A 19,286-nucleotide genomic window follows, 5' to 3' on the forward strand; every position below is an offset into this window, starting at 1 on the left:
CCTCAGGCGACCAGTTCGGTCAGTTCGACGACGTCCCAGGTATCGGCCCGCAGCCGCCAGTCGACGATGCCGGCGGCTTCGCAGAACAGCGCCTTGGCCGCATCGGCCGCGGCGTCCTCGGAGCAGGCGGACACGACGGCCTGCAACTGCGGGACGCGGTGGTCGTGACCGCTGTCATCCGCAACAATCTTGAGGAAGGTGACGAGGAAGTTCCGCATCACGGCGCTCCGTTTCCCACAGGCGGTCGACCGTGGGCGCTGCCGGGACCGGCGGCCTTGATCCAGCGCAAGGATCGCGGCGCGCTCAGGCTCCCGGGGGCGGCGGGAAGAGCCGTTCCCGACCAGGTTCGAGGTCGAGGCCGGTCTTGGCGGACCGATGGGCGTGCGCCTTCCCGTGCAGCGGCCAGTACCGCTCCATCGCCAGGTATGTGAACGAGGCCGACCATCCGATCAGGAGCAGGCCGTTGAGCGCCTCGACGCCGGCGAGCAGGCGGGTATGCGAGGTCGGGAAGTGGTCGCCGAAGCCGAGGGATGTGTACGCCACCACGGAGAAATAGAGGCAGTCCTCGAAGGAGGTGACCGGCGTGCCGGCGAAGGCGCCGATGCCGAGCCGGAGCACAAGCAGCCAGTAGGCGCCGGCATAGATCCAGACCGCGACGGTGTGCCCGACGAAGGTCACCAGCACCACGGCGAGGATGCGAGCACGCGGCGGGATCGGCAGATCCGACAGGTGCTCGGATGTCAGCCGCAGCGTCTCGTAGAGCACCAGGATTGTGGAGACGACGAGGACGACGCTGGCCGTCATGGCGAGGAGCATGGCGCTGTCCCGAAGGGTCGGTCGCGCACAGGGTTGCATCCCCGCCGGGATGTCCTCCTTGACATGCCTCAAGGCGCCCCGCCGCCCGGCAGACCGGCGCCGCAAGGGCGGATCCGGATCGAGGGTGATCCAGATCAAGGTGGCCATCGTCCGGAGGGTGTTGCGTGGCCGTGGCGTCCCGCTGCGGGGCGCCCGCAGGGAGAGGGCGCCATGCCGGACGTTCGCGTATCCGAGGAACTCTGGGCCACCGCCATCTTGCCCGAGGGCATCTTGGAGCAGTGGCTCGTCGAGGACGGCACGCTGGTCCGTGCCGGACAGGCCGTCGCTGCCGTCAGGATCGGCGAGGCGCTGCACGAGATCGTGTCCCCGACGAGCGGCCGACTGGATGTCGTGGCGCAGGCACGTGAGGTCGTCGATCCCGGCTGCGTTATCGCCGAGGTCCATGCGTGAAGCCTGACTGCGGCACCGTGTTTGACACGGATCAACGCGGCGGCCCGTCGGCCCTGGCTGATCCAGAAAACGTCCACCCTATCGGAGGCCGATCGTGTCCCGGATCGAACTGCGCATGAGGCCCTCGCCGTCGGGATCGGGAAGCGACGAAGTTCTTCTCGGCCTCGCCCAGCACGCCATCGGCTCCGTCCTCGTCCTCGCGGCCTGGGGACTCGCGATCATGGACCAGGACCGCGCCGCCTCGTCGGCCCTCCTGCCCGGCCTGCTGATCTTCGGACTGTCGGCCGCGAGCCAGCTCCGGTTCCGCGCCGTGATCGAGCGGGCGATCGCGCTGATCGGCGCCTGGACCCTCATCGCACCCTGGGCGCTCGGATTCGCCGCGAACGATGCCGGGACCTGGGTGCACACGATCTTCGGAGCCGCGACCGTCGCGGCGGCTGCGGCCTCCCTGAATCATGCAGGGACGCGATGACGCCGGTGCCCTCCCGCTTCCTCAGCGCGATGGTCCTCGCCGGCCTACTTGCGGCCTGCACCCCCCTTGCGGCCGCCACCCCGGCTGAAGACCATCGTGTCCGGGGCCGGGCCGTGGCCTCGCAGCTCTGCAGCCGATGCCACGTGATCGGGCGCGAGCCGCAAGCGGGCGGGTTCATCGGGCCGTCCTTCGTGGAGATCGCCAAGATGCCGTCGACGACCGGCATGGCCCTCAACGTCTTCCTCCAGAGCCACCACCAGCGAATGCCGAGCCTGCAGCTGGACCGCGAGGAGATGGATGCGGTCATCGACTACATCCTCAGCCTCGAGGACCCTGAGGCGGCGAGGCCTTGAGGCCGCGTGCGGGTGAGCGAAAGCGGTACTGCGCCATCCCCTGCTCCCGATCCCCTGCTCCCGATCCCATGCTTCTGGGCGATATCGGTGTCACCGATGCCCGGTTCGCCGTCCCCGGGGCCGGAAGCCCGACCCGGTCCGACAGGTGCGCGCTTCATCGCGTCTTCCCGTTTCCTGCCAGCGGTTCCCCGAAGGGACCGACTCGGGATTGAGGCAGATCAAGGCCGCGCTCCCGGGAGCGCCGCATCGTGACGCGCACGGCTTCCGGTCTGAGGGACGGCCCCATGTCCTATGCAAGCATCATGGTCGCGGTCGATGACGGGCGCCATGCTTCGGCGCGGGTCCGCCTCGCTGCGGACCTTGCGGAACGCTTCAGCGCGCGCCTTGTCGGCGTCGCCGCCTGCATGCCGGATTATCCGCAATACTATGGCGAGACGGCCGCTCCCATGGACCTGATCTTCGAGGAGGTCCGTCTTGCGGCTCGCGGCAAGCTTCTGGGCGCCGAACAGGTCTTCCGGGATGCCGCGCTTCCCTATGGGCGCGTCGAGTGGCGCGCGGACTTCGATCATCCCATCCGCTACCTGGAGCGGCAGGTGCTGGCGGCCGATCTCGTCGTCGTCGGGCGTCACGAAGAGGACGAAGGGGTCGATCCCAGCGTGACCTTCGCGATGGGGGATGTGCTGATGGGCCTGGGCCGGCCCGTTCTGGTCGTTCCGCCCGGCGTCGAGCACGTGGCGGCGGAGCGCATCATCCTCGGCTGGAAGAACTCGTCTCAGACGCGCCGGGCCGTATCCGACGCGATGCCCGTGCTGAGGCGTGCCGAGGCGGTCCAGGTGCTGCGGGTCACCGAAGGCGAGAGCCGGGCCGAGGTCGAGGACGTGGTCCACTACCTGTCCCTCCATGACGTCCAGGCGAGCGCGGTCCTGGCGTCTCCCTCGGGTTGGACCGTCGCGGACGAGATGCAGAAGCGTGCGGCCGAGCTCGGCGCCGACCTGATCGTCACCGGCGCCTACGGCTACAGCCGCCTGCGGGAGTGGTTCTTCGGCGGGGTCACGCGCGACCTGCTGGCGAAGGCGCCGGTTTGCTGCCTGATGTCTCATTGAATCGCGCGGAATCCCTCATGTCCGACCCATTCAACCCCGGGGCGCCAAGCCCGACCTTCCCGCTCCCCTCCCCTTCGCGCCCGCCGGAGCCGGCTCCGGACTCGCTCCCAGAGCCCCTCGCCGTGCCACTTCCGGAGCCGGAAAACATGCCATCGCCGAACGAACCGCTCGGCTTCCCGGGTGGGATGCCGCCCGAAATCGTACCCGGAGGCTTCGGCCCGGTGGGATGATCCGCAAGCCGAGGGCAACCTCGGCCACCCTGCTCGGGGTGCGGGCTCGGATCCCGCGGCGTGCCCGCCGGCTTGTTGCGGGATTCCCGCTGGTGCCGACGAGAGATCCCGTTAAGGGACGCCTCTATGACAATCTCGCTGCCGCCTGACAGCATCCGAATGCATCATGGGCCCTTCACTGCGTCATTGCGCCGGCGATGGCGTGCTCCTCACGTGCGATCGGGGTGGACGCCGGCAAGGAAGAGCGCGACCGCAGCGCGCCGACGTTTCTCCTGTGCCTCCGGGTCGACCTCGATGCCGTAGAGAGCCTGCTTCGAACTGCGACCGAGGATGAGGTTGAGGAATAGGTCGGCGGCGATCTCGGCGTCGTCGACGGCGATCTGACCCTGCGCGGCCAGTACGTCCAGAAGCTGGCCGACCGCCCGCACGCCACGCATCCAGCCCTCTTCGTAGGCGAGCTTCGCGAGGTCCGGGAACTGCAGCGCCTGGGCGGCGATGCAACGCGTGAGCGCGGCCGCCCCAGGATCAAGCGAACGGGCGAGCAAGGTGCGGCTCAGCTCATCCAGCACCGTTGCGGCATCCTTGGGTTCTGCCAGGAGCGCCTGCGTCTCGGCCACCGCAGACAGCGGAGCGAGCCACTCCCGGACGCGTTCGTTCAGCACCGCTTCGAACAAGGCGCGCTTGTCGCGGTAGCGCGCGTAGAGCGTCGGCTTGCTCACGCCGGCGACCTCCGCGACCGCGTCGATGGAGGTCCCGTCGAAGCCGCGCTCGATGAACAGCTGCGTGGCCACCTCGACGATGCGCGCATCCCGTCGCACGGCCTCCTCACGTGTCGGACGCCCACCGGTGCCGCGCCTCGGCGGCTCCTTCGTCTCCATGACCTCAACCGGCGTCATGAAATTTCTCCTTGTCGACCGCGCTCGGTCAGCTTATTACAACCATACCGTATCGTTTTGTTGTTGGCCACACCGATGCAACCTCGTTCCGGCGACAATCCCAAGCCTGATCCTGCGTCCGGGCCGGCGGTGGCCCAAACCAAAGGGGAAGCGCCGTCCACCCCTGTGTTGATCACCGCACCGGTGCGCAAGCGTCGGAAGGGGCGTCTGATCGTTGCCTTGGCTCTCCTGACTGCACTGGGCGGCGGCGGCACCTACGGCTGGCACTGGTGGACGGTCGGGCGGTTCCTGGAGACGACCGAGGACGCCTACCTGCAGGCCGACAAGGTGACGGTTGCCTCGCGCGTCGCCGGTCACGTCGCCGAGGTGATGGTCGGCGACAATCAGCCTGTGAAGGCCGGTGACGTGGTCGCGCGCCTCGACGACCGCGAGTATCGCATCATGCTCAAGCAGGCCGACGCCGAGGTCGAGAAGAGCCGCGCCCAACTCCTCGGCACCGCCGCCGCCATCACCCAGCAGATGGCGCAGGTCGAGTCAGCGCGCGCCGAGGTCGAGAACACGGACGCCGCCCTGGACTTCGCCGGCAAGGAATACGCGCGCTACCAGAATCTCCTGCAGACCGGGTCAGGCACGGTGCAGCGGCAGCAGCAGGCGGATGCGGACCTACGTCAAAAGCGGGCAGCCCACGACAAGGCGCTTGCCTCGTTGGAAGCGGCCAAGAAGCAGGTCGAGAGCTTCAAGGCGCTGGAGGGCAGCGCCCGTGCGAGCCTGGAGGCCGCGCAGGCGAAGGTTGAGCAGGCAAAGCTCAACCTGACCTATACAACCATTACGGCACCCGCCGACGGCGTGGTCGGCGACCGTTCGGCGCGTGTCGGGCAGTTCGTCTCCGCCGGCACCGGACTGCTGACCGTCGTTCCGATGGGCCGCGACCTCTACCTCGTGGCCAACTTCAAAGAGACGCAGACCGGCCGGATCGTCGAGGGTCAGCGGGTCACCTTCACGGTCGACATGTTCGGCGACCACGAATTCGGGGGGCGGGTCGACAGCTTCGCGCCCGGCACCGGCTCGCAATTCGCGCTGCTGCCCCCGGAGAATGCCACCGGCAACTTCACCAAGGTGGTGCAACGCGTGCCCGTGCGCATCGCCCTGGACGACACGGACCCGATGCTCGCGCGGCTGCGTCCCGGTCTCTCGGTCGAGGCGACCGTTCACACGCAGGATCCCGTCGAGCGAGCCGAGCCACGCCACGGGAGGACGCGCCCGGCGCTCGTCAGCGAGGCGCTGCCGCGATGAGTGCGGCTGCGGCGCCTTTGGCCGCTCCCGGTAGGGCGAGCGGGCGCGACTGGCTCGCTGTGTTCGGCGCCATCCTGGGGGCGTTCACGGCCATCCTGGACATCCAGATCACCAACGCCTCGCTCGCCGATATCCAGGGCGCGCTCGGCGCCTCAACCGAGGAGGGAAGCTGGATCTCGACCGCCTACCTGATGGCCGAGATCATCGTGATCCCTCTGACCGGGTGGCTGTCCTCGGTGATCGGGCTGCGCCGCTACCTCGCGGTTAACACGATGCTGTTCACGGGCTTCTCGCTCGCCTGTGCGCTCTCTACCTCCTTGAGTCAGATGATCCTGTTCCGGGCCGGCCAGGGCTTCACGGGGGGCGTGCTGATCCCCACCGCCATCGTCATCGTGCGCACGCGGCTCTCGAAGGCCCAACAACCGATCGGCATCGCGATGTTCGGCCTGACGGCGACGTTCGCCCCGGCGATCGGTCCCACGGTCGGCGGCTGGCTTACTGACAATTTGTCCTGGCACTACATCTTCTACCTGAACCTGATCTTCGGCCCTCTGGCCGCGGCAATCCAGCTCGGCGCCTTCGACAGCGTCCCGGCCCGCTGGGGCGAACTGCTCAAAGGCGACTGGATCGGCATCGGCCTGATGGCGATCGGCTTGCCGTCCCTGACCTACGTGCTGGAGGAAGGCCAGCGGAAGGACTGGTTCGGCTCTCCCATGATCGTCCAGGCAAGCATGCTTGCGGCGGTCGGCATCACTGGCTTCATCGCGCGGGAGCTCTTGGCCGAGCGTCCGTTCATTAACCTGAGGGTGCTGGCCAACCGCTCGGTCGGAGGGGCCTGCGTGCTGATGACCGTGCTGGGCGCCGTGTCGTTCGGCTCGATCTACATAATCCCGGTCTACTGCGCCCAGATCCAGGGCTACAACGCGCAGCAGATCGGCTACGTCGTGATGTGGTCGGGTCTGCCGCAGTTGCTGCTGTTCCCGATGATGCCGCTGATCATGCGCATCTTCGATGCCCGGCTGCTGGTCGTCGCGGGAACACTGTTCTTCATCGCGAGCTGTTGGATCAACGTCGGGCTGACCCACGATGTCGGTGCCGACCAGCTCATCCTTCCCCAGCTCCTGCGGGCCATCGGCCAGCCGCTCTTCACAATCCCGCTCTCGCAGCTCTCGACGGCGGGCCTCGCGCCTCGTGACACCGCCGACGCTTCGGCGCTGTCGAACATGATGCGCAACCTCGGCGGCTCCATCGGCATCGCGATGCTGTCGACGATGATCGACCGGCGCGAGCATATGCACTTCTCGGTGCTGGCCGAGGCGATCACGGTGAACGCGACGCGCACGCAGGAGCGCGTCTCCGCCCTGGCCGCGGGCCTGCACGGCCACATCGCCGACCAGGCGGCCGCGAAGGGCGCCGCGATCGCCATGCTCGCCGCCCAGGTCCGGCGCGAGGCCTATGTCATGGCCTACGCGGATGGATTCTACCTCGTCGGCGTCAGCCTCGTGCTCAGCTTGGCCGTGGTTGCCATCCTGAAGAAGCCGCAGCGGTCCTCGGGTCCGATCGAGGCTCATTGAGGCCGCTGCTCCACCATCACGCCCTGGGACGTCCCCGCTTGCTCCGCAATTCTCAGAAGCCGCGACCAGATTCACGGCGTGTGTCGGATGGGGTGCAGCCATAGAGCCGGCGATAGCGCTGCCCAAAGTCGCTGATGTGGACAAAGCCCCAATGTCGCGCAATTTCAGCAATGGACCATGTGGATTTTTCAGTAGAAGTCAGATCCGTGTGGGCGCGCTCCAGCCGTCGCTCGATGATGAGTTGGATCGGGGTTCGCCCGATTTCCTTTCGGAAATTTTCCTGCAGCGATCGAACGCTGACTCCGGTCACGGATGCGATTTCAGACAAAGTAAGTCTATTCTGTAGATTCGCATCGATATAATCGATCGCCAGTCGGAGCCGCTGAGACGGAACGTGTGGCGCGCCGGCAGCCTTCACCTCAACACGCTTCGGCCAGGCCGAGAGCAGCTGATAGCTCATGACCTCCTGAAGCAAGGGAAAGACGAGATCGGCGCTTCGATCCAGTTCCTGGATCCGGCGCTGAATCAGCCGGACCGTGCAGAACAAGGCCGCCATGCCGGGCGTGCTCATCTCGGCAACCGGTGCGAGTTGGGGAAGCCCCGGGTGGTCGCTGCCCGTCAGCGCCTCGTTCGCGGCCGCAAGGGTGTTGACCGCAATCGTTCCGCTGACCGCGCTGAACGCGCTCGAAGCGCGAACCTCGTTGAGATCCTCGAAGCCGGCCAGCGTCGCATGCGTCGTCGAACCGAGGATGTCTCCGTGCCGGTGCGCGTAGACGATGTGGCCGCTCGTGACGAACCGGACAGTCACGAGCTGGGCGGCGAATTTGGGTTGAGTAATGAAGCCGCTCGCCGAGCGCGTCTCCCAGAAGCTCAGCACCTCGCTTTGACTGCCGGAGATCTCGATGTCCGGCTTCGTGGACTGCATGACATCGAAATGAACCGCGATGCCGCCCGTGTCGTTGAAGGCGCGAAGCTGACGCAAAGAGGCGATACGCGCCGCGAATTGAGCCTGTGACCGCCACGTGGCCCGATCCAGGCGCTCCTGACCTGCCGTCATGTCAATCCAATATCCAGACACACACCTTTCCGGTTCGACCAACAGGCGACCGTCTTATCGCCTCGTAGACGGACGGGACGTTTGCGCAAGTCCCGTGAAGGAAAAAATTGAGATATAATACAATAGTTTCTCTATAATAATTGCGCATAAGCCTATCATTTTTGCGCGGAGGCTCTTTTTAACAAGTCTATAACCTCGTGCAGCTAGGATATATCGTAAGATTTCGAGGTGCAACAATGGGACCTCGTCCGGATTAGCTGTTTGAGCGGGGCCTCTGCGATGCTGAATCTTCAATCCCGTACGTCACGCGCCACGCTGGCCGCGCTGAACCGCTCGCAGGCAGTTATCGAATTCAGCCCGGACGGGACCGTTCTGACGGCCAACGACAACTTCCTGACAACCATGGGATACAGCTTGGCTGAGGTGCGGGGACGCCACCACAGCTTTTTCGTGCCGCCCACCGAGCGGAACGATGCTGCCTACCAAGCCCTGTGGGATGATCTGCGCCGGGGCACCTTCCGCAGCGCCGAGTTCCTGCGTGTGGCCAAGGACGGGCGCGAGGTGTGGATCCGGGGCAGCTACAACCCGGTGCTCGGACGCGGGGGCCGGGTCGAGAAGATCGTGAAGTTCGCAACGGACATCACCGAGCAGAAGCTGCGCAGCCTCGACGCCGAACAGCGAATTGCGGCCTTCGGCCTTTCACAGGCTGTGATCGTCTTCGCCGCGGACGGCACGATCGAGGACGCCAACCCGAATTTCCTCGACGCGTTGGGATATCGGCTCGACGAGATCCGGGGCCGTCACCACAGCCTCTTCGTCGATCCGGCCGAACGCGGAAGCGCCGACTACCACATGTTCTGGCAAGCGCTGATGCGGGGCGAATTCCAGTCGGCGGAGTACAGGCGCATCGGCAATGGGGGCCGCGAAGTCTGGATTCAGGCAACCTACAATCCCATCCTCGATACGCGCGGCCACGTATTCCGGGTGGTGAAGCTCGCCACCGACATCACCTCGCGCGTGCGCGAGCAGCAGCGCCGCGCCGAGGCGGGATGCGTGATCACCGGCGAGCTCAACCGGATCGGTGATGCGGTCAGCGGCGTCACCAATCAGAGCAGCGACGCGGCCAGCACGGTGGAACGGGTTTCGCGGGACATCCAGACGGTGGCCTCCGGAGCGGAGGATCTCGCGGCCTCCGTGACCGAGATCAGCCAGCAGGTCATCCAGGCTTCCGAGATGTCCCGGAAGGCGGTCGTTCAGTCACAGCAGACCGGCGCGATCGTGATCGGCCTGAGCGAGCAGGCGGAACAGATCGGCGAGGTCGTGAGCCTGATCCAGACCATCGCCGAGCAAACCAATCTGCTCGCCCTCAACGCCACAATCGAGGCCGCACGGGCCGGACAGGCGGGCAAGGGCTTCGCTGTCGTCGCCGCGGAGGTCAAGGCGCTCGCCGGGCAGACCGCGAAGGCCACCGACGAGATCCGCGCGAGGATCGGCGCGACCCGTGACGCCACCGGCAAGGCGGTCGATGCCATCAGCACGATCCAGGCGACAATCGAGAAACTGAACCATGTCTCGGCTGCAATCGCGGCTGCCGTCGAGGAGCAGGCCACTGTCACGCGCGAGATTTCCGGGTCGATGCAAACCGCCTCGAAGGGGACGACTCATATAGCCAGCAGTATCGGTGCGATCGCCGACACGATGTTCCAAGTGGATCAAATCACGCAGCGCGTGCGCAAGATCTCAGGAGAGATCGCCTAGCGTCGAACCGCATCCGCTGGCGCTTCGCCATTATCCCGCCCAATCCGCCCCGTTCGCCGACGCGCAGCTGGTTCATGGCAGCCCGACGATGCCCAACCACGTCATGGATTGTCCTGCGGATGCGCTCGCCGCGCCGACCTCGTCCTGCGCGTGGCCGTCCCTGGGCGCCATCGTCGGGCACAGTGAGCGCCTCTTCCGCCTCCTGGCCGAGCACACGAACGATGTGATCGTTCTCGGCGCCCCCGACATGCAGTGCCTCTACGTCTCGCCGGCTGCGCTCGTCGTGCTCGGTTACGATCCTCATGACCTAGTCGGGACAAGCCCCGTCGACTTCATCCATCCGGACGATATCCACGTCTTCGCCGAGCATTGGACCGGGATCCTCGGCGGTCCGGAAGTCCGGACGGTGTGCAGCGTGCGCCATCGGCATAGGGAGGGGCACTTCGTCTGGATCGAGGCCTCGGTACGCGGGGTCGACGATCCGCGAAGCGGGCAGATCATCGGCTGCGTGGCCGCCCTGCGGGACATCACCGCGCGTCGCGAGGCGGAAGATGAGATCCGTCACAGAGCCCTGCACGATGTCCTGACGGGGCTGCCGAACCGATCCCTGTTCCGCGACCGCCTCGATCAGGCCGTCGCGCACGCGGCCCGCACGCGCAGCCACTTCGCCGTGCTCGCCTGCGACCTCGACCGGTTCAAGGCCATCAACGACAGCCTCGGCCACCCCGCTGGCGACGCATTGCTGCGGGTGACCGCGGCGCGCATGCGGGCGGTCCTGCGGTCCTGCGATACCGTAGCTCGACTCGGCGGCGACGAGTTTGCCGTCGTGCTCACGTCTCTCGACGAAGCCCACTCTGCCGAATGCGTGGCCGAACGGCTGATCGCGGCGCTGAGCGAGCCTGTCGACCTCGACGGACAGATCGTCGAGGTCGGCGTCAGCATCGGCATCGTGGTGGCGGCCAACGATGGCCTGGGCGCGGACGAATTGTTCAAGCGGGCCGACATAGCCCTTTACGAGGCCAAGGCGAGCGGCCGCAACACCTACCGGGCGTTCTGTCCGGAAGTCGGGCGTCGCATCGCGACGCGCAGTCACCTCGGCCTCGACATGAAGGAGGCAATCCGACGCGGCGAGTTCCGGCTCGTCTACCAGCCGGTGATCGACGCGAATACCGGTGCGGTCGTCAGCCTGGAGGCGCTGATGCGTTGGCAACACCCCGTCCACGGCGAGATCGGGCCGAGCGCCTTCATCCCGGTGGCGGAGGAGACCGGGCTGATCGTCCCCCTCGGCAGCTGGGCGTTTCAGGAGGCCTGCCGTGAGGCGACACACTGGCCGCCGCATGTCCGTGTGGCTGTCAACATCTCGGCCGTCCAAATGCGGCGCGACGGACTCGAACTGGCCGTGATGCAGGCGCTGGCTACGAGCGGCTTGCCGGCCTCACGGCTGAAGCTTGAAGTGACCGAGAGCGTCCTGATGCAGGATGCGGACAACGTGCTTGCCTGCCTGCACCGGCTGCGCGCGATCGGCGTCCTGGTGGCGCTCGATGATTTCGGCACCGGCTACTCGAGTCTGAGCTATCTGCGCCGCTTCCCTTTTGACAAGATCAAGATCGACCGGTCGTTCATCCGCGACATCGCCGACCCGAACGCGGCGGCTATCGTGCGCGCGGTCGTCAGTATCGGTGAGCGCTTGGGAATGGGGATCGTTGCCGAGGGGGTGGAGACTGCCGAGCAACTCGAGCTCGTGCGACGCGAGGGCTGCAATCAGGTCCAGGGTTTCCTGTTAAGCCGACCGCTGACGGCGGAGCGCGCCCGCGCCTACGTTCGGTCCCGCCCAGGCTCGGTGGGCAACGATCAGGGCCGCTGATCACCGCACGCGTTACCCTGGATTCGGCCAAGTGCCTCTGCCGGAGGGTATTTTCTGATCGTCAACAGGCGAGAGGCTACCGGCATAATCATTCTCTTGCGTAAATAGCCACTCCTGCTGCCGAGCCCGCCTCTCTCGTTTTCCCACGCGAATGCAGACGGACGGTTCCTCACCCCAAGCGGTCGTTTGCCGGTTGTCGAACTCGGCCAGTGCAACCGATTGCACGCGGCGACGGGCCCCCTCGCACGCGGCCTTCCCATTCAAGGGACGGTAGTAGACGCTGGCCCGGCCGATCCCGAGCCGGATTTGCATCTTGTGGGTCCTGTCGGAATAACTCGCCTTGGCCTCCCTCCGTCATTTCCAGTGGAGCGAAGCAACCCGGTATGGCGCGAGATCGCCGAACGTGGCGTGTCTCAGGCTCGATTAGCTCCGCTCATAATGGCAACGCCGCCAGACCAACGGGGCCACTCGACCGGACACCATGGACTCAGGGACGTGGGGCGGGCGCGCAATGGCCGATTTTCGAAGCCTCGAAGTCTTCTACTGGGTCGCGAAACTGTCCAGCTTCCGCCGGGCGAGCGAGCAGGTGAATACGACCCAGCCCGCCGTCTCGCAACGCATCGCCGCCCTGGAGCACGAATACGGGACTCTGTTCGAGCGCCGCAGCCGCGATGTCGCGCTGACGGAGAGGGGCCGGGTCCTGCTCGGCTTCGCCGAACGCTTCCTGGCCCTCCAAGCGGAGATGGGCGCGGTCCTGAACGAGACCGGCCGAACCAGGGGCACCTTGAGGCTCGGCGTCTCCGAAACCATCGTCCACCTATGGCTGTCGCGCTTCATCGAGCGGATGCGGACGGCCTATCCCGGGATCAGCGTCGATATCATCGTCGACATCTCGCCGAACATGCAGGCGGCCCTGGTCGCCAACGAGATCGACCTCGCTTTCCTTGTCGGCCCGATTACCCTCCCGAGCCTGGTGAACCGGCCCCTGTTCAGCACCCCCGTGGCGTGGGTCGCCGCTCCCACTCTCGTGCCAGGGGAGGAGCCCCTCAGCCTGGGGGCCCTGCTGACCCATCCGCTCATCACCTATCCGAGGAACACCAGCCCCTACGTCGAGCTGCGCGACCTCGTGCTGCGGACGAACCTGCTGCCGAGCCAGATTCATACGAGCGCCTCCCTCGCCACCATCGTGAAAATGGGCATCGAGGGGCTCGGCATCTGCGTGATTCCCCCCGCCATCGTCCAAGGAGAGCTGGCCTCCGGGGCGCTGCGCATCCTGCCGGCCGAGCAGACGCTCTCGGACCTGACCTTCACGGCTACCTACGCCAAGCGGCCGGATCGCCAGTTCGTGGCTGAGGCGGCCAAGCTTGCCCAGGAGGCCGCGGAAGGATGGGCCCGCGGTCGCCAAGCCTGATTCGTCCTGCCTCGGGTCGGCGATCGCTGCGGCCGGGATAAGGCCCGTTTATCGGCCTCCATTCGCAATCACGATTGGCGTGCAAAGCGGCAGGGTGGGATCGTGCCTCATAAGGCGGCAAATCACCGCCGCGAGCCGCCGGCCCAGGACCATCCACGGTCGCCGGCCAGGAGGATGCCGTGAGCCCGCAGGACCGTGCCATCGAACCGGCCCCCGTCTTCGCCGATGCGAGCGAGGTTCGCCGGGCCATCCGCGCCAGCCGCTGGCGCGGGCACACGTCGGGGCTCGCGCCGGCCCATGTCCAGGGCAACCTGATGATCCTGCCCCGCGCCCTGGCGGAGGATTTCCAGCGCTTCTGCCAGCAGAACCCGAAGCCCTGCCCGGTTCTGGCGGTGTCGCAGCCCGGCGCCCGCGACCTGCCGGCCCTGGGCGAGGACCTCGACATCGCCACCGACATCTCGGCCTACCGGGTATACGAGCACGGCGAGATGGTGGCCGAGGTGCCCGCCCTGACGCGCCTGTGGCGGGACGACTTCGTGAGCTTCGTGCTCGGCTGCTCCTTCTCCTTCGAGTCGGGGCTGATCGAAGCGGGCATCCCCCTCCGGCACGTGGCACAGGGCCTCAACGTCGCGATGTACCGGACCTCGATCCCCACGAGGCCGGCCGGCCCCTTCCACGGCCCCCTGGTGGTCTCCATGCGGCCGATGAAGGCTGCCGACGCCATCCGGGCGGTGCAGGTGACGGCCCGGGTACCGGCGGTGCACGGCGCCCCGGTCCATCTGGGCGATCCGAGCCTGATCGGCATCCGCGACATCGCGCGACCGGATTTCGGCGATCCCGTCACGATCGAGCCCGACGAGATCCCGGTGTTCTGGGCCTGCGGGGTGACGCCCCAGGCCGTGGCGATGGCGGCGCGCCTGCCGCTCTGCATCACCCACGCCCCCGGCCACATGCTGGTGACCGATCTCCTGAATCGCGACCTGCCCTTCATGTGAGGGCCCGGCGCCGTGTGCCACCCCTTCCGCTGAGGAGATCCGCTATGTGGTTGAAAGACACGAGCCCGCCGGAGCGCCGGGTCCTGGGGGCGGCCTTCGCCGGATACGGCGTCGATGCCTTCGACTACATGGTCTACACGTTCCTCATCCCGACCCTGGCCATGGTCTGGGGCCTGACCAAGGTCGAGGCGGGCAACATCGCCACCGCTGCTCTCGTCACCTCGGCGATCGGCGGCTGGGCCGCCGGTATCCTGGCTGACCGCTACGGCCGGGTCGTGGTCCTGCAGGGCACCGTGGCGTGGTTCACGGTGTTCACCGTGCTCAGCGGCTTCACGCAATCCTACGAGCAGCTCCTCGTCACCCGCGCCCTGCAGGGCTTCGGCTTCGGCGGCGAATGGTCGGTGGGCTCGGTGCTGATCGCCGAGACGATCCAGGCCCGCTACCGCGGCAAGGCGGTGGGGCTCGTCCAGTCGAGCTGGGCCGTGGGCTGGGCCTGCGCCGCCATCGCCTTCTGGGCGGTCTTCGCCCTTGCCGAGCCTGCGCGCGCGTGGCGGATCCTGTTCTGGCTCGGCGCGCTGCCCTCGGTGCTGATCTTCTGGATCCGCCGAAACATCGAGGACCCGGAGGTCTATCGGCAGACGCGCTCGGCGATGCGGGATGCCGGGGACGAGGGCAGCTTCCTCGATATCTTCTCCCGCGACCTGATCGGCCGGACGGCCCTGGCGAGCCTCCTCGCGACGGGGATGCAGGGCGGCTACTATGCCGTCACCACGTGGCTGCCCACCTATCTGAAGACCGAGCGCAACCTCTCGGTGCTGAACACCAGCGGCTATCTGCTGATCCTGATCTTCGGGTCCTTCCTCGGCTACCTGACGAGCGCCTATCTCTCGGACCGCATCGGCCGCCGCAGGGGCTTCATTCTGTTCGGGTTCTGCGCCGCCCTCCTCGTGCTCGGCTACACTCTGATCCCGATCACCGACTCGGCGATGCTGTTCCTCGGCTTCCCCCTCGGGTTCTTCCTGTCGGGCGTCTTCTCCGGAATGGGGGCCTTTCTGAGCGAGCTGTTTCCGAGCCGGGTGCGGGGGTCGGCGCAGGGGTTCTGTTACAATTTCGGCCGCGCCACGGGGGCGGTCTGCCCGGCGCTGGTGGGCTACCTCAGCGGATCGCTGACACTCGGCATCGCCATCGGGACGGTGGCGGCCAGCGCCTATTGCCTCGTGATCGTCGCCGCGCTTCTCCTGCCGGAGACGGCGGGACGCGAACTCGATATCCGCACCGAGGCCCCGGTCCGGCCCGAGCCGGCTGGGCGGGAGGGCGGCGCCATCCCGGCGGGATCGGCGGGAGTGCGCGTGGGGGCCATACGGCAAGCGGAGTGACGGACATGGGAAGCGTCGATCTCAATGCGGATCTCGGCGAGGGCTACGGCGCCTATGCCTGCGGCGACGACGAGGCCATGCTCGCCGTCGTGACCTCCGCCAACGTCGCCTGCGGCCTTCATGCCGGCGATCCCGAGATCATGGCCTCGACCTTCCGCCTGGCCCGGGAGCGGGGCGTGGCGGTCGGCGCCCATCCGGGCTTCCCGGACCTGTGGGGCTTCGGGCGGCGGCGCATGCCCTTCACCCCGGCCGAGATCGAGCGGCTCGTCGCCTATCAGGTCGGCGCGGCGGCGGGGCTGGCGGCCTATGCGGGCCACCGGATCACCTACGTGAAGGCCCACGGGGCACTCGCGAACCTCGCCGCGGAGGACCGCGCCGTGGCCGACGCCATCGCGCGGGCGGTCCGGGCGGTCGATCGAGACCTGGCGCTGCTCGCCATCGCGCTCACCGCCCAGGTGGCGGCCGGCGCGGCCTGCGGACTCGACGTCCATCAGGAGATCTTCGCCGACCGCGGCTATACCGAGGACGGTCAGCTCATCCCTCGAGGCAGGCCGGGGGCGCTCATCACCGATACGGACGAGGCCGCCGCGCGGGTGCTGGCGATGGTCGCGGCGGGCGCCATCCTCACGGCCGGGGGCACGAGCCTGCCGACGCCGATCCGATCGATCTGCGTCCACGGGGATTCCACCCATGCCGTCGCAACCGCCCGCGCGGTGCGGGCCCGGCTGGAGGGCGCGGGCGTTACACTGCTGCCGTTCCGCCCGTGAGCGCGCCCCCTCGCATCCTCGACGCGGGCGAGGCCGCTCTCGTCGTCGAGTTCGGCGTAGCGGTCGACCCGGCCATCAACGACCGGGTGCTGGCCCTCGACGACGCCCTCGCGGCGGACAAGCCGGCCGGAATCACCGAGACTGTGCCGACGTACCGCTCGCTGATGATCCACTACGATCCCATGGTCCTCGACCGGGGGACGCTGACCCGGCGCGTCCTGGATCTTACCCGCGGAGATCCCCGCCGCGCCGCCGCTCCCGCCCTGTGGGTCCTGCCCTGCTGCTACGAGGCGCCCCATGGGGAGGATCTCGAAGCGGTCGCCGAGCTGGTCGGACAACCGCCGGGAACGGTCGCCGCCCTCCATGCCGGGGCGACCTACCGGGTCTACATGTACGGCTTCGCCCCGGGCTTCGCCTATCTCGGGGGACTGCCCGAGGCGCTGGCGGTGCCCCGGCGGCCGAGCCCGCGGCCGCCCCATCCGACGAACGCCGTCATGATCGGCGGCGGTCTCGCCGCGGTCGCCACCGTGCCCATGCCGACGGGCTGGTACGTGCTCGGTGCCACCCCGTGCCGGCTCTATGCGCCGGAGCGCAGCGAGAGTTTCTTCGTGAGCCCCGGTGACGGGATCCGGTTCGAGCCAGTGGACGCCGCGACCTTCACCGAACTCGCTCGGCGCGAGGCCGCCGGCGAACGCGTCGCGCGGCGGGAGGAGGGAATCCGGTGACCGTTCTCGCCATCGAGGCCGCCGGGCCGGGTGTGACGCTGCAGGATCGCGGCCGCCGGGGCTACCTGCGCTTCGGCATCACCGCGGCGGGTCCCATGGACTCGCTGATGTTCGCCACCGCCAACCGTGCCGCCGGCAACCCGCCGGACGCCACCGCCATCGAGATATCCACCGGTGGCCTCACCCTCGCCGCGCCGGAAGGGCCGCTCGGCCTCGCCCTGGTCTCGGCGGGCTTCCGCGTGGCCCTCGACGGCGAGGCGCTGCCGCCTTCCTGCGCGCTGACTCTGGCACCGGGGCAGACCCTTACCGTGCGGGCCGGCCCCACCGGGGCCTGGGGCTACATCGCCGTCTGCGGCCGCCTCGCCGTCGCCCCGGTGCTCGGCTCAACGGCGACGCACACCCGCTCCGCACTGGGCGGCCTCGACGGGCGCGGGCTGCGGGCCGGTGACCGCCTCGCCGTCGCGCAGGCCCGCGCCGGGGACGATGCCCCGCAGCGCCTCCTCGCGCCCTGGCTCGACCGGGATCCCGCCCGGATCCGCGTCGTGCTAGGCCCGCAGGACGACTATTTCTCCCCGGACCAGATCGCGGCCTTCCTTGAAGGACCTTGGACCGTTTCGGCGCGGGGTGACCGGATGGCGTGCTTCCTCGACGGGCCGCCCCTCACCCATATGAGGGGGCACGACATCGTGTCGGACGGGGTCGCGATGGGGGCGATCCAGGTCCCCGGCAACGGCCTGCCGATCGTGCTCATGGCCGACCGGCAATCGACTGGCGGCTATCCGAAGATCGCCACCGTCATCGGGTCCGACCTCGGCCGGCTCGCCCAGGCGCAGGGCGGCACGCGCCTGTCCTTCACCGCGGTGACGGTGGACGAGGCGGTCGCCGCCCGCCGCGCCGAGGCGGCGATCCTGAAAGAGGACGTGCCGCGCGAGCCGGTGCTGCGTACAGACTTCTCGGCGCAGTTCCTTCTCGGACTCAATCTCGTCGGCGGCGTCACGGACGGCCGTGCCTAGCGTCCCGTCTCTGGAGGGGCCTGCCGCAAACCGCGACAGGCCTGCCCAGATCGATCGACCGGTTTCCGTCGTCTGCCTTCACGGGATCGCATTGTGCGCAGGGCTCAAGGCAACGCCAGAAGACCCGCCTACGGGAGGACGTGCCTACACCCGATCTTCCGCGATGGGCGCGAAACCGCCGCCTTGAGCTGAGCGTAGGCCGAACGGCCGCTCTCGAGACACCTTTCAAGCCGCGTCAGCTTGGGTCGGCCGGCTGCGCGAAGATGTGGTCGGCGATCGCTCCTGCCGTTGTCAGCCAGATGTCGGCGCGATGGCTGGCGACGTGCTGCAGCGCTCGGCGCAGGGGTCTCAGCCGGTGCGGGCGCCCGACGATGTAGGGGTGGAGTGCGATGCCCATGACGAGCGGCGCATGCACCGACTGCTCCAGCATCTCGTCGAAGGCATCCACGATCATCTCGGCGAATTGCCGTCCGGAATCCTTGCGGGCGACGATGGCGGGAATGTCGTTGAGCTCCTGCGGGTACGGCACCGCGAGGATGCGGCCTCCGTCACGCGTCTGGAACCAGGTCGGCTGGTCGTCGTGGTCCCAATCGAGCAGATAGCGGTAGCCGGCCTCGGCCAGAAGATCGGGCGTCACCCGCGACTGTGAGATCCAGGGGCCGAGCCAGCCGGCCGGCGCACGCCCTTCGTGCGCCGCGATCACGGCTGTCGCCTCGGCGATCAGAGACCGTTCTTCGGCCTCGCCGAGAAGACCCTGTCGTTCCGCATTGCTCCGTCCATGGGCGACGATCTCGTCGCCGCGGGCTCGGAACGCCTCGATAAGTCCAGGACAGTCTCGGTAGAGATTGCTGTTGACGAGCACGCTCGCTGGCATCGCCAGCCCGTCCAGCATGTCGGCGATCCGCCAAGCGCCGATCCGATTGCCCCAGTCGCGCCAGGCATAATTGAGCACGTCCGGATGCGGGCCGCCCGGCGCGAGCTCGGCACCCAGGCCCTCGCCGAAAGCGAAGGTTTCGAGGTTCAATCCGACATAAACGGCGAGGCGCTTGCCTTCAGGCCAGTCGAAGACCGGCCGATCCGGGAGGGCGCTGTAGGCGTAGCGACCATGTCCCGAGCCCGTGTCCATGAATTTT

19 protein-coding genes are annotated in these 19,286 nt (G+C 67.8%); 14 read left to right on the forward strand and 5 right to left on the reverse strand.

Annotation, left to right across the window (positions count from 1 at the left end; all coding sequences use genetic code 11):
* Positions 1-2: 2 nt before the first annotated feature.
* Together Q8W67_RS07710 and Q8W67_RS07715 are read right to left on the reverse strand one after the other, a co-directional pair.
* Positions 3-218, reverse strand: a complete 216-nt coding sequence (locus tag Q8W67_RS07710; protein ID WP_305543169.1) for a hypothetical protein — start codon at positions 216-218, stop codon at positions 3-5.
* An 85-nt stretch (positions 219-303) separates the two neighbouring features.
* Positions 304-816, reverse strand: coding sequence for a potassium channel family protein (locus Q8W67_RS07715; protein WP_305543172.1), 513 nt, complete (start codon positions 814-816; stop codon positions 304-306).
* Between the two features lie 210 nt (positions 817-1,026).
* Here Q8W67_RS07715 and Q8W67_RS07720 point away from each other — a divergent pair, with 210 nt between their 5' ends.
* The 4 genes from Q8W67_RS07720 to Q8W67_RS07735 all read left to right on the forward strand — a co-directional run bounded on the left by Q8W67_RS07720 (position 1,027) and on the right by Q8W67_RS07735 (position 3,194).
* Positions 1,027-1,266, forward strand: coding sequence for a biotin/lipoyl-containing protein (locus Q8W67_RS07720; RefSeq protein ID WP_305543175.1), 240 nt, complete (start codon positions 1,027-1,029; stop codon positions 1,264-1,266).
* Positions 1,267-1,360: 94 nt separating this feature from the next.
* Positions 1,361-1,738, forward strand: a complete 378-nt coding sequence (locus Q8W67_RS07725) for an SPW repeat protein (RefSeq protein ID WP_305543177.1) — start codon at positions 1,361-1,363, stop codon at positions 1,736-1,738.
* Positions 1,735-2,091: a cytochrome c gene (locus Q8W67_RS07730; RefSeq protein ID WP_305543179.1), complete on the forward strand. Its 357-nt coding sequence runs from the start codon at positions 1,735-1,737 to the stop codon at positions 2,089-2,091. The genes Q8W67_RS07725 and Q8W67_RS07730 overlap by 4 nt, the downstream gene beginning before the upstream one ends.
* Before the next feature lie 284 nt (positions 2,092-2,375).
* A complete protein-coding gene (locus Q8W67_RS07735) occupies positions 2,376-3,194 on the forward strand; it encodes a universal stress protein (protein ID WP_305543181.1) in 819 nt (272 codons plus the stop codon).
* A gap of 439 nt (positions 3,195-3,633) precedes the next feature.
* On the opposite strand, the gene Q8W67_RS07740 is transcribed toward Q8W67_RS07735, so the two are convergent.
* The gene (locus tag Q8W67_RS07740; protein WP_305543183.1) at positions 3,634-4,320 is read right to left on the reverse strand and encodes a TetR/AcrR family transcriptional regulator; all 687 of its coding nucleotides are present in this window, start codon (positions 4,318-4,320) and stop codon (positions 3,634-3,636) included.
* A 219-nt stretch (positions 4,321-4,539) separates the two neighbouring features.
* Between Q8W67_RS07740 and Q8W67_RS07745 the strand changes: the two genes are divergently transcribed.
* Both Q8W67_RS07745 and Q8W67_RS07750 read left to right on the forward strand, forming a co-directional pair.
* Positions 4,540-5,613, forward strand: coding sequence for an HlyD family secretion protein (locus tag Q8W67_RS07745; protein ID WP_305543185.1), 1,074 nt, complete (start codon positions 4,540-4,542; stop codon positions 5,611-5,613).
* On the forward strand, positions 5,610-7,187 hold the full coding sequence (locus Q8W67_RS07750) for a DHA2 family efflux MFS transporter permease subunit (RefSeq protein ID WP_305543216.1): 1,578 nt from the start codon (positions 5,610-5,612) through the stop codon (positions 7,185-7,187). Before Q8W67_RS07745 ends, Q8W67_RS07750 begins: the two co-directional genes overlap by 4 nt.
* Positions 7,188-7,239: 52 nt before the next feature.
* On the opposite strand, the gene Q8W67_RS07755 is transcribed toward Q8W67_RS07750, so the two are convergent.
* Complete coding sequence (locus Q8W67_RS07755; protein WP_305543219.1) at positions 7,240-8,244, reverse strand: AraC family transcriptional regulator; 1,005 nt, start codon at positions 8,242-8,244, stop codon at positions 7,240-7,242.
* Positions 8,245-8,523: 279 nt separating this feature from the next.
* Between Q8W67_RS07755 and Q8W67_RS07760 the strand changes: the two genes are divergently transcribed.
* The 8 genes from Q8W67_RS07760 (at position 8,524) to Q8W67_RS07795 (ending at position 18,153) form a co-directional block, all read left to right on the forward strand.
* Positions 8,524-10,002, forward strand: coding sequence for a PAS domain-containing methyl-accepting chemotaxis protein (locus Q8W67_RS07760; RefSeq protein ID WP_305543222.1), 1,479 nt, complete (start codon positions 8,524-8,526; stop codon positions 10,000-10,002).
* Positions 10,003-10,105: 103 nt separating this feature from the next.
* Positions 10,106-11,866 carry a bifunctional diguanylate cyclase/phosphodiesterase gene (locus Q8W67_RS07765; protein ID WP_305543563.1) on the forward strand — a complete coding sequence of 587 codons (1,761 nt, stop codon included), beginning with the start codon at positions 10,106-10,108 and terminating at the stop codon, positions 11,864-11,866.
* A 481-nt stretch (positions 11,867-12,347) separates the two neighbouring features.
* A complete protein-coding gene (locus Q8W67_RS07770) occupies positions 12,348-13,277 on the forward strand; it encodes a LysR family transcriptional regulator (RefSeq protein ID WP_370693838.1) in 930 nt (309 codons plus the stop codon).
* 248 nt (positions 13,278-13,525) lie between these two features.
* Entirely contained in the window at positions 13,526-14,272 is a 747-nt protein-coding gene (locus tag Q8W67_RS07775) for a putative hydro-lyase (RefSeq protein WP_370693840.1), read from the forward strand.
* Positions 14,273-14,316: 44 nt separating this feature from the next.
* Complete coding sequence (locus Q8W67_RS07780; protein ID WP_305543228.1) at positions 14,317-15,648, forward strand: MFS transporter; 1,332 nt, start codon at positions 14,317-14,319, stop codon at positions 15,646-15,648.
* Positions 15,649-15,653: 5 nt separating this feature from the next.
* Positions 15,654-16,415, forward strand: a complete 762-nt coding sequence (locus Q8W67_RS07785) for a 5-oxoprolinase subunit PxpA (protein WP_305543231.1) — start codon at positions 15,654-15,656, stop codon at positions 16,413-16,415.
* A complete protein-coding gene (locus tag Q8W67_RS07790) occupies positions 16,412-17,140 on the forward strand; it encodes an allophanate hydrolase subunit 1 (RefSeq protein ID WP_305543234.1) in 729 nt (242 codons plus the stop codon). The genes Q8W67_RS07785 and Q8W67_RS07790 overlap by 4 nt, the downstream gene beginning before the upstream one ends.
* Positions 17,137-18,153 (forward strand): biotin-dependent carboxyltransferase family protein, encoded by a 1,017-nt coding sequence (locus tag Q8W67_RS07795; protein ID WP_305543237.1) that lies wholly within the window; start codon positions 17,137-17,139, stop codon positions 18,151-18,153. The genes Q8W67_RS07790 and Q8W67_RS07795 overlap by 4 nt, the downstream gene beginning before the upstream one ends.
* A gap of 235 nt (positions 18,154-18,388) precedes the next feature.
* Here the strand turns inward: Q8W67_RS07795 and Q8W67_RS07800 are convergent, their stop codons facing one another.
* Positions 18,389-19,279, reverse strand: a complete 891-nt coding sequence (locus Q8W67_RS07800) for a polysaccharide deacetylase family protein (protein WP_305543239.1) — start codon at positions 19,277-19,279, stop codon at positions 18,389-18,391.
* Positions 19,280-19,286: the final 7 nt, after the last annotated feature.

The organism is Methylobacterium sp. NEAU K (assembly GCF_030700285.1).
Classification (GTDB): domain Bacteria; phylum Pseudomonadota; class Alphaproteobacteria; order Rhizobiales; family Beijerinckiaceae; genus Methylobacterium.